The organism is Bartonella sp. MM73XJBT (assembly GCF_028618465.1).
Taxonomy (GTDB): domain Bacteria; phylum Pseudomonadota; class Alphaproteobacteria; order Rhizobiales; family Rhizobiaceae; genus Bartonella.
Map to the genome: position 1 here is coordinate 40,657 of NZ_JAQISY010000013.1, position 7,202 is coordinate 47,858.

The window sequence follows — 7,202 nt, forward strand, 5'->3', positions numbered from 1 at the left end:
ATTAGTATAGCTAAGAATTATAAGTATCGCGTATTTTACTCTGTCTTTAATATAAGACGAGAAAATAATATTCCCTAACGAAGATTGAACTACCTTTCATTGGAGATTCATTATGAATATTAAGTCCCTTTTTTTAAGCTCTACAGCAGCTTTTTTAGCGATTTCTGGAGCGCATGCCGCTTCAACAGTCGTTGCAGAACCAGAGCCTGTAGAATATGTTCGCGTTTGTGATGCATATGGTAAAGGCTATTTTTATATCCCTGGAACAGAGACCTGTATGCGTTTGTCAGGAAATGTTCGCGCTGATTTTCTAGGCGGTGATAATATTGATGCCACAACAAATGCTGAACTAGCTGCCAAAAGAAAAACCTATAGCGCAACATCACAATTAACCCTTGTTTTTCAGACTGCTTCTGAAACAGAAATGGGAACACTTCGTTCATATGCACGCATCTCTTCAAACTGGAGCAACGGTAGAAACAAGGATGGTGCCAAGCTTGCTGCAGCTTACATTGAACTTGGTGGTTTTCGCGTAGGTCTTGATGATACAATTTTCAACAGCTGGACCGGTGATTATGGAAATGTCATAAATGATGACAGCATAGCACCAGCGGGTGTAACACGTACGAATTTTATTTCTTACACCTTTAGTGGTGACAGTGGCTTTTCTGCGATTATCGGAGCTGAATTAGGCAATGCTTCATTCGCTTATCCAGATGATACAACGAATCCAATTTACTACTACATCGATAAAGATGACAAAGTTGCTCCCGTTTCTGGTGATTATCTTCCACCAAGCAAAGGAATAAAAAATTACACCCCTAATCTGGTTTTTGGTGTGAAGTTTATGCAAAAATGGGGTGGTTTTTCAGCTGTTGCTGCTTATGATTCTTACTATAAAAAGTGGGCAGGTAAGGTACGCGTAGATTTCAATGTCAATGATCGTTTCAATTTATGGGCAATGGCTGGCTATAAAAACAGCGTTGATTACTATTTAGTGGATGAAAATAATACGCTATCGCGACAAAATACAACGATCTACGCAAACTGGGGAGGAAAATGGGCAGCTTGGGCTGGCGCGACTTATAAACTCACTCCAAAAGCAAATTTAAATGCTCAAGTTTCTTATAGCGCTGTAAAAACCTTTGCAACTTCTGTCAATATTGCCTACACGCTCGTTCCAGGCTTTGTAATTACACCTGAACTTACTTATGTCTCTTGGAATGATGATCGTACTTTTAAAGGCGTAAATAACGATACAAAATATACCCATGCTTTGAATGGCAAAAATGCTTTCCAAGGTATGCTCCGCTTACAGCGTTCATTCTAATCCTATTGGACTACGCTTAAAAAAACTGGCAATATATATTGCCAGTTTTTATTTTTTTAACGAGCAATAATGATCACCACACTCTTTCATGATATTTTTACCACTATTTCTCAAAAAAGCTATTTTCTACTATAAAAATACTCCAAACAAATGAATTATAAAGTGCAATAAGGGCTTCCAAAAATCTTGCACATCTCACTCGAATGATCTTCTCCTTGCCCTTTTGGGATAAAATTCTTCCCTCTCATCAGTTGTCATAAGATCGTGATTTTTCAGAAGATTCTTCACTCGTTTTGTATTTCATGAACGGAATGACATCTGCTTACGTAAAGCAGAACACCATAATATCATCAATTTACGTACTTGTTTAAAAAAAACATTTCTCAAGGTGCTCAAGCTTATTTTCTAGTGCCATTCATGAATGGTATAGCGATAAATCCATTGAGCACCACCATCTTTACGCTTATGGAGTAACAAGCCGGCACCATCATTATATTTGCCAGCCCCCAATGTTGCGACAGACCTTGCATTAAGACGGTTCATAAGAGCCATTTTTAATCCTTTCTTATATAATTTTTACCCACACGCCAGCCCCGCTTGTTACATGCAAACAAGTGATTTTCATTGATTTAAGATAAGCAGGTTTGAAATAAGAGAATCTTAGGTTATTCGAGAGTCTCATTCAATATGAATAACGCTAAATTATCATTATAAATCAATGTGTTGTCATGATTTACCATTATACTATTATTCACAAACGCTATCGTGAAATGAGCTTTGGAGAGTTGAGAGATCTCTCGTTAAAATAAGTCCTTGAATATGTATGGACGTACTTTCCCTTATAGTGAAAAACAATCTTTACGGTAGAAAATTTTATTGACAGAGCTGCCTCACAAGCTTAGACGAGTTTTATAGCCCAGATGGCGGAATTGGTAGACGCGCAGGTTTCAGGTACCTGTGCCGCAAGGCGTGGAGGTTCGAGTCCTCTTTTGGGCACCATTCTCTTTTGCTGTGATATAACTAGTTGATTTTACGTATTTTTTTAAACTTGACGGATATCCGAATAAAAGTGAGAAAATAGGATTTTCCAAGTGATTTTTATAATCTGTTTTAGATTGCAACTTTTTCTTTATATATTTTCAGCCCCTTTAAACATCCAAGTTCTTTGCACTATCCAAAAATAAAACTTTCTAAATTTTCTTTTGCTTTCACTCCTTATTTTTTAAGGCAATAAAATATAGCTATGCTCGATTGCAAAAGATAATGATATTAAATAGAAAATACGCATAACTTAAACAAAGTAAAGCATTATGCTAATATGAAAAGCGATTAAAACGCAAATGTTAGAAAATAGCAAAATGATGGTATAAATATTTTTATGCATAAAATTGAAATAATATTAAAATAAAAATTATAACTATTATAAAACAATAATAAATGTATAATTAAACATTTTAAAGAAAAACTGTATTTATTTTATAAAATAAATACAGTTAAATTTGTATTATTTAAAATTAATACTTTTTCTAACGTACCAATGAAAGATAGTAAAAATTAAAAAGAAAAAACAGGGACTATAGAGTTTTAAAATAATAAGAATAGCTCTTTTTTTGGTATCGGTTTTAAAAAAATGGATTTGATAAATAAGGGGGGGCATCAATGAAATAGTAATATATGGAGGAAACGCCCTTGTTCTCCCGTAATAATAATATGATTTCTGCTATCTGCTAAAAACATTTTTTTATTAACGACAGCAAAAACTGAGAGAATTTGCTACTCTTCACAGTATAGTGAATGAAAACAACAATGAACAGACCACGTATCCTTGCTTTCACCTATGGATTCTATAATGCCGTACGAATGCTGATTGGTGCCTACCATGCGATTTTTTAATGTCTATGGGCGTGAGTTTGGCGCAATTGGCTCTACTTCAAGTTGCCTTTTCCCTAACCATTCTCCTTCTTGATTTTCCCTATGCTGTTCTCTTAGACAGATATCGACGTAAATATTCTGTTATGGCGGGGGCATCATGACAGGCACATTTTATCTGCTCTGCCTTAAAGCCCCTAATATAACAATCCTTATCATTGCACAAATCCTCTATTCCGCAGGAATTTGCCTCATTGCAAGTGCCATTGATGGATGGATTTTCCACTTACTGAGCAACAAACAAGATCGCTTTTCGCCAGTTATGCCCATCTCTATCATTAAATCAATTCGTTCGGTAGCATTCTCAGCGGTATGATAGGAATTGGAACATTATACTACTCTGGGCAATATTTTATGGGATATATTATCTCATGCCTCATGATGAGCATTATCTGTTTAATATTCCTTCTTGTTTCTGAAGAAACAAAATCAGCGCCTGAAAAACACAAAACAATAACGATCTTCCACCATGCCAAAGAAACGCTGTGGATCTTCTAAAATACCATTGGAGGGGCATGGTTTATGTTCCTCATGTGCCTTTTCAGTGCTGGCATTCAAATTATTTATCATTTTTGGCAACCAATAATACTTTCAACGAGCAAAATCGATTATCTTACCAGCACTCAGATGCTGACACTGATGTTCTGCCATGTAGCAGCTTTTTCAGCACAATATTTTTCAAATCTACTAATGTCTAAATATCATGTATTAGATAACAAATACAGAAATTCTGTGAAATATTTTTCATTCTTCTCTGCCCTGATATGCGTAGTACTTTATTTTAGTTCATGGCAATCAAATCGCTATAGCAATTATTGCATTTTCATTAATCCATGGTTTTATTTGCACCGTGCCAATCGGCGCAAAGAGTCTATTTTTTCAGAGCTTAACCCAAAACAAACTCAGCACATTTCCGGTGTTATTGGCACAGTATCTTTTTGTGGACGAATATTTTCAATTGCAGTATTAAGCATTATCTCTTTTCTTTCTGCAAAAATTTCACCGTCTTATTATCATATTACCGACCGTCACCTTTTTCATGTGTGGTTTAGTCGTCTAGCGATAAAGCCACTATGCACAACTGTCTTTGCATTTATCAAGAAGAAAGCGCTTCATTATGTTATTTGTTACCCCCAATGTCGCGATATCTCTTGGCATTTGAGATGATTCATAAGCGGCATTGTTATTCTTTTCTGAAAAGTCTTTTATCCATATGCTCATCTCATTTGTGAGGAGCGGACGAGTGTTTTAGATGACTCAATATAAACAGATTTGAATGAAGATAATCTTACGCTATGAGAGTCTCTATCTAAAATAATGAATTATAAATCAATATAGTGTGCATATTAAAAGATATAATTTGGGGAAAGCATGATATAATTTTCTGCTTGTAGCGCTTTGCGGGAGCGTGTCATCCTTCTCATGAAGCATCACCATCTTTATACCACGCTGTGCACAGCATTTAATTTTACGTATCTTGCTTCACGTAGAATATGATAAAGAAACACAACTTCAAAGCTTACCCCTGCAAGCGTGAGAGTTTTTTTCTACTCATTTTCGAAAACAGCCTTTACATACCATATTGTTCTCACCTCATAAATGTCTTTCTTTCACACAACTCTAATTGGCAAAAAGCAGCAAAGAACTTCATAACCATCTATTATCGTAATTTTATACTGATATGAAAATGTATTGAATCAATTCGACGGAAAATATTTATCTACCAACGCATAGACAATCGCAGCTGTTTCAATATCCAGAATTCCATCATAATTTTTCTGACGAAAATGAAGCTGAAATGCTCGGATCAAATTCTTATATCCCATTTCACTACATGCAACCGAAATATCATATCCATAACATTTTAGTTTAGCCAAAACATCTGTTTTAAGCGGCAAACTCTTATAGAACTTCTTCTGATAGTAATCTTTTCTTTCCTCATCATACCAAGCCCCTATACCAGCCAAATAAAGCTCCTTCCATGGGAAAGCAGCTCCTGGATCACACTTTCTTCCAATAGCAATATCACTGTGTCCAACAACATCGATTGGCATGATATCTGGATACCTTTGAAGAATATTGAATGCTAGTTCCTTAACTGCATCAATTTGCTTTGGATTATAAGGAGGAAAGACAACGCGCTCGTGGTTATCAATCTCTAAATTCACTGTCTCAAGCTGCAAAACTGTCCCCCTCATATCACTGTCCCCAGCTCGCAAGCCACCATCAGTCTGCAATTCACATCCATCTTTATTAACCGGATTTAAAACACGCGCATCCTTTAAAGCTGCGTCAACATAGGGTTGCTCTGAAGAGCAAGAAGGGATATTCGCCAAATTCACTATTTCAATTCCAATGGATGTATCATTTAAGTTACTACGTCCAGCCCATGAACTCACACCAGCATGCCATGCACGTTCGTTTTCATCAACCAGATTAAAGATACGCATATCCTTAAATCCTGCCTCAATATAGCTCTTCTCTGTTGGATCAGGAACAAGATAGTGGGCACTCACATTTTCCCCTGTAAGAGCCATTACTGACTCTTTAAAATCAAGTGAAGTATAATGCATGACAAGAAAACGAACGCGACGATTAAAGCTCTTAATAGAACGATAACTGTTGTAATCAATCTGATACATAGAAATCCTTCCTTTTTATCTCATCCACGAATAGCATCGCGTGTTAGAACAGAAATACCGAAAAGTAGCGTTATGGTGACTTTTTGTAAGATATCCCACTACCTAGCTTAAAATTTGCCTCACGAGAAAACATCAAAGTTCTTGCTCCCTAATGAACCCGCACTTCCAAATCCTTTATACACAATGAACGATGCAAACCTCAAAACATTCTCAAGCCATTACATCAGATATCGACTCTCTAAAATGTCTGAAAACCACTCATTATGGAACACTTGGACAAAGACACAGCGCACACACAACGCCGTGCTTCATCACCACCTGATAATGCAAAAATATTATGAAATTTTTGTGTCCATTTACAGGCTGCCACATGAACAACGCCACTTTTTGATAAACTCCTCTTTGCTTGCACATTTTTCAATAAAATTGAGAAAATTCTTCTGTATAGTGATAAATAATCAAGCGATCGCCTTTGTGATAAAGAAATCTTTCCTATCGTTTTCAATATATCTTTATCTCTCAAATAACACACGCCAAAAAGCTTTTCCTAAACCAAATACAAATACTCTGGAAAAATAATGGAATTTCATCATGCCATAAAAATCCCAATGCACCTATACACAGGATCTTACCCAAAAATGATATCAATACTTGTGATGAAAAAGAGAATAGTGAATTCTACCTTCAGAAATTTTCCGCATAAAATCTGAGCAATTATAGGCAAATTTTTCTCTAAGAACATTTAAAAGAAAATATTGCCCAAATCTTTAATACTATTGACCCAGCATCTGCTATCAAAGAAAACTGTTTGCCAAAACAAATATTTTTAAAGTATCAAAATAACACTGTCTTCACCACATACAACAGCAAAATGATTTGGAAATTATTGTGTTCCGCCTCTACAAAGTATTATTTGCTTTTCTCCCTTTTTAAATATCTTTTTAAAACCAACCAAGCTGCATATTCCTGTAAGACAGCCCTCAAAAGTGGTCGTGTATAAGGAAAAGAAACATGATCATCACCATAGTTTTTTATTCGTACAGTCATTGTAGCATATCCAAGGCTTTCTTTTTGATTTTCTAATATCTCCAAAGGAGGTGATAAGCTAACCTCAACCTCTAGCTGCGGAACATTTTTTGCACTTTTTTCTATCGGCTGAAAATACTTTAAAAGATGAAGATCATTTGCTAACCAACGAACTTCTGCGTGCATTGCTAATTGTTTGTAAGCCGTGGTAATTTCTGCCCCAACCAAATATGGGCGAAAATGATTTTCAAATTCTTCAATCAAATGCTCCGCCA

General features: G+C 35.8%; 2 protein-coding genes, 1 tRNA gene and 3 pseudogenes. 3 read left to right on the forward strand and 3 right to left on the reverse strand.

The genetic code is table 11. From position 1 onward, the window contains the following. Positions 1-112: 112 nt before the first annotated feature. Positions 113-1,330 carry a porin gene (locus PVV69_RS05770; protein WP_273756805.1) on the forward strand — a complete coding sequence of 406 codons (1,218 nt, stop codon included), beginning with the start codon at positions 113-115 and terminating at the stop codon, positions 1,328-1,330. Positions 1,331-1,651: 321 nt separating this feature from the next. On the opposite strand, the pseudogene PVV69_RS10065 reads toward PVV69_RS05770, so the two are convergent. Next, positions 1,652-1,882: pseudogene (locus tag PVV69_RS10065) on the reverse strand (integrase); the annotation flags it as partial. A 362-nt stretch (positions 1,883-2,244) separates the two neighbouring features. Here PVV69_RS10065 and PVV69_RS05780 point away from each other — a divergent pair. Both PVV69_RS05780 and PVV69_RS05785 read left to right on the forward strand, forming a co-directional pair. Continuing rightward, positions 2,245-2,329: transfer RNA gene (locus PVV69_RS05780), tRNA-Leu, on the forward strand. 807 nt (positions 2,330-3,136) lie between these two features. Then, positions 3,137-4,319, forward strand: a pseudogene (locus PVV69_RS05785) (MFS transporter). 637 nt (positions 4,320-4,956) lie between these two features. On the opposite strand, the gene PVV69_RS05790 reads toward PVV69_RS05785, so the two are convergent. Together PVV69_RS05790 and PVV69_RS05795 are read right to left on the reverse strand one after the other, a co-directional pair. After that, positions 4,957-5,901, reverse strand: coding sequence for an N-acetylmuramoyl-L-alanine amidase (locus tag PVV69_RS05790; protein ID WP_273756806.1), 945 nt, complete (start codon positions 5,899-5,901; stop codon positions 4,957-4,959). 909 nt (positions 5,902-6,810) lie between these two features. Further along, positions 6,811-7,202, reverse strand: a pseudogene (locus tag PVV69_RS05795) (isocitrate/isopropylmalate dehydrogenase family protein); the annotation flags it as partial.